The sequence below is a fragment of the Sinorhizobium psoraleae genome, assembly GCF_013283645.1.
GTDB lineage: Bacteria > Pseudomonadota > Alphaproteobacteria > Rhizobiales > Rhizobiaceae > Sinorhizobium > Sinorhizobium psoraleae.
On sequence record NZ_JABEKV010000044.1, the window covers coordinates 1 to 3,020 of the forward strand.

Here is a 3,020-nt window from a genome sequence, read left to right on the forward strand (position 1 = left end):
AAGCGATCCTCGACATCTTCGCACGGCCACCGCCGCTCCGATGCCCTCACTGTGAGATGCTCCTCACAGAACGCCGCAAGCCAAAGGTGCCAAAGTAGTGCTAGGTTCCGGACTCAATGAGACACACCAAATGATTGGTGCAACCGCGGCCATGAGTTTCGCGCGAGCTTGTCGCATCTCGTGGTGATGCGCCGCCAGTCCTTGAGCCTGCAGAACATCCGTTCGATCAGGTTTCGCCGTTTGTATGCGCTTCGGTCGAAGGATGGACGCGTCTGCGCGTAGCTTGTTGGGAATAACCGGATGCTGCCGCGCGCGAGCAGGAATTTCCGCAATCCGTCTGCGTCATAGGCGGTGTCGGCCGCACAGGAATGCAGCGGTAATGCAGTCAGCAAGGGGACTGCGACGTTACATCGCCGCGCTGGCCTGGCGTCACTTCGAACCCCGATGGCTCTGCCAAGGCTGTCGCAAACCGCGTGGATTTTCGTGCTTCTGCCCCCGAGAGACCGCCTGATGGCCTGCTTCTCCGCCCCCTTTTCCACCGGCCGCCGCGCGAGCGCCTTAGCCGTGGTCGAATCGATGCGTGGAAGTCGTCGCCCGGGGGAGGGACGGCAACGCTTCGAACAGCTTGCGCCACATCTTGCGCCGCGACCAGCGCTTCCAGCGATTATAGATGGTGGTGTAGGGACACAGATCGGCGGGCAATGCCGCCAGCAGCAGCCGGATTTCAGGACATGAATGATGCCGCTGAGAACGCGCCGGTCCGCCCGGGCCGCGCCGGGTTGGCTCTCGACAAGCAAGACGCGATCGATACAATTGTTGGTCGTTTAGCCAGAACTCGTTCGCCATGATCACCCCTCAGCCTCGCCAAGTGAGAATCACGTTTCAACACAAATTCATGTGCTGATTGAGTACGGACCTTAGGGCACGTTCGTCAGAAGCATTGTAGGCCATGCGTGGGCTGGTATCGGGGCTTGTCTGAATGAAGCGTTCGCCTTTTCCGTTGATCTTAGGGGTTTAGTCTTAGTGAAAATCCAGTGCGGCCCGAGACTTTGCAAGCTACCCGGATGGACTGACAGCACACGCGGTTGTCCGTCATCACGCGCTCGGACTCCGCGGATAGCAAACACGCGATTGCCCCTCTCGGTAGGCGACAGCTCCCGTTGCGCTGGTCCGTGCCACCGGCGGCAGTCAAAAATGTTGTAATAGATATTTAACGAAATTTTATAGAAACTTCGCATCCGCATGGCGCTGACAATGGTACGCTCCGAGAAATTTGAGGTAGGCACAGCTAGGAAACTGATCGGTTGCATTCTCACGCCGCAAACGTCGGAGCTAAAAGCCAATGGCAAAAAGAGCGCTCATCCTGGTCGAAGGTGGTGCACGTGCTGGACTGTTATACGTCCAAGCGGCGCAGCGTCTTGGCCTTCATCCAATTATGCTGTCAGCTAATCCGGCTCAGTACGACTATCTTGCGGCGGAAAGCATTGAGGCAATTCGGGTCGATACAGATAATCTCGATGCCCTGATCCGCGAATGTTCCCGGCTACGGGCGACCTATGAAATGGCTGGGATCACAAGCGTTGGGGACTCGTTCTATGCGACAATTGCCAAACTCTGTCAGCATTTCCATCTACCGGGACCGAACCCCGCATCGATCGAACGATGCTGCGACAAATTCGCTCAACGTCAGGTCCTCGCGAAGGCCGGAATTCCAACGCCTGCCTTTCACTTGGCGGCGAATGCAAAGGACGTAGAAAGATCTGCAGTGGAGATAGGGCTCCCAGTGATTCTTAAGCCAGTCACAGGCAGCGGCAGCCGCGGTATTCGATTGTGCCGTAACAACGATGAGTTAGCCGAACATACGACCTATTTATTAGGCGCGAGGCACACATGGCAGTCTTCGCCGAAGATTCTGGTCGAAGAGTTCGCACAAGGTCCCTATTATAGCGCTGAGATCATGGGAAATAGGGTCGTTGGAGTTGGCACTGGTGACTGCGGCCCACCACCGCATTTCGTCTATCATGAATTCACCTATCCGGCAGCACTGATTGATGACGAGCACGATTATATCGCCGATGTTTCGCTACGCTGTTTGCGAGCTCTCGGTCTTGGCTGGGGGCCATCGAATGTTGAGCTTCGATGGACGATACGTGGCCCAGTCGTCATTGAAGTCAATCCACGTCTCGGTGGCACGCCGGGACTTCAACTTGTTGAGTTGGCCTACGGTGTCGATCTCGTCACAGAGCACATCAAGCTTGTGATCGGAGATGAATGGAATTTGCGCAGAGGACAACCGCACACTGCGGCTGCGCGAATCCTGGTTCCCGACCGCGATGGCACTCTCGATTGGATCGAGGGCGTCAGTCGGGCGGCTACTGTGGCAGGTGTCGCCGACGTCAAATTTTATGTTGAACCCAAGACGCCGATCATTAGGAAGGGCGACGCCCGAGATTGGATCGGACATGTCATCGCAGTTTCACCCAGCCTTGCTCGGACCCAGGCGGTACTTCACCATGCTGTCGGCTTAGTTGACTGGGCGATTACGCCATTTCCGGCCGTTGTCCATAAGGACAACTCGCCGCCTCATACCAACGAGCATTGAACCGCTTCGGGTTTGCCGGAGGCTCCAACTTCTGAGAGAGTGGAGACCTCATGAGCAAGACAACGAACAAATTTTCACCGGAAGTCCGCGCCCGAGCTGTGCGGATGGTTTTGGATCACCAAGGCGAATATTCCTCGCGATGGGCAGCCGTTTCCTCGATCGCCGCCAAGATCGGCTGCACGGCGCTGCGCGCCGGAGAGGCCGAGGTGTTCTCGAACACCTGACAAAGCGAGGACTGACGCACGTAGAGGAATGCATCACGCCGCAGATGGTCGACGTCAACCTTCATGGCGATGTCAGTAGACATGGTTCCCTCGGGTCTCTGCTGCCAGCACCATGTTGGCGAGCATGTGCACGAGCTGGCGATCGTGCACTGCGGCCGAAGCCGTGGGCCGTGGTTCCGACCGCCGATGCGTCG

3 protein-coding genes and 1 pseudogene are annotated in these 3,020 nt (G+C 57.2%); 2 read left to right on the plus strand and 2 right to left on the minus strand.

Going from position 1 to position 3,020, the window contains the following annotated elements; genetic code table 11:
* Positions 1-113: 113 nt before the first annotated feature.
* Together ILFOPFJJ_RS36740 and ILFOPFJJ_RS34445 are read right to left on the minus strand one after the other, a co-directional pair.
* Positions 114-539: a transposase gene (locus ILFOPFJJ_RS36740; RefSeq protein WP_376741500.1), complete on the minus strand. Its 426-nt coding sequence runs from the start codon at positions 537-539 to the stop codon at positions 114-116.
* A gap of 19 nt (positions 540-558) precedes the next feature.
* Positions 559-846: a hypothetical protein gene (locus ILFOPFJJ_RS34445; RefSeq protein ID WP_173514852.1), complete on the minus strand. Its 288-nt coding sequence runs from the start codon at positions 844-846 to the stop codon at positions 559-561.
* A gap of 496 nt (positions 847-1,342) precedes the next feature.
* On the opposite strand from ILFOPFJJ_RS34445, the gene ILFOPFJJ_RS34450 reads away from it, so the two are divergent.
* Together ILFOPFJJ_RS34450 and ILFOPFJJ_RS34455 are read left to right on the plus strand one after the other, a co-directional pair.
* Positions 1,343-2,602: an ATP-grasp domain-containing protein gene (locus ILFOPFJJ_RS34450; RefSeq protein WP_173514853.1), complete on the plus strand. Its 1,260-nt coding sequence runs from the start codon at positions 1,343-1,345 to the stop codon at positions 2,600-2,602.
* Positions 2,603-2,652: 50 nt separating this feature from the next.
* Positions 2,653-2,787 (plus strand): annotated as a pseudogene (locus tag ILFOPFJJ_RS34455) (transposase); the annotation flags it as partial.
* Between the last annotated feature and the right edge of the window lie 233 nt (positions 2,788-3,020).

Bases quoted from the DNA above. Each gene is read 5' to 3' on its own strand.
- ILFOPFJJ_RS34445 (WP_173514852.1), bottom strand. From the start codon at position 846: ATGGCGAACGAGTTCTGGCTAAACGACCAACAATTGTATCGATCGCGT.
- ILFOPFJJ_RS34450 (WP_173514853.1), top strand. From the start codon at position 1,343: ATGGCAAAAAGAGCGCTCATCCTGGTCGAAGGTGGTGCACGTGCTGGA.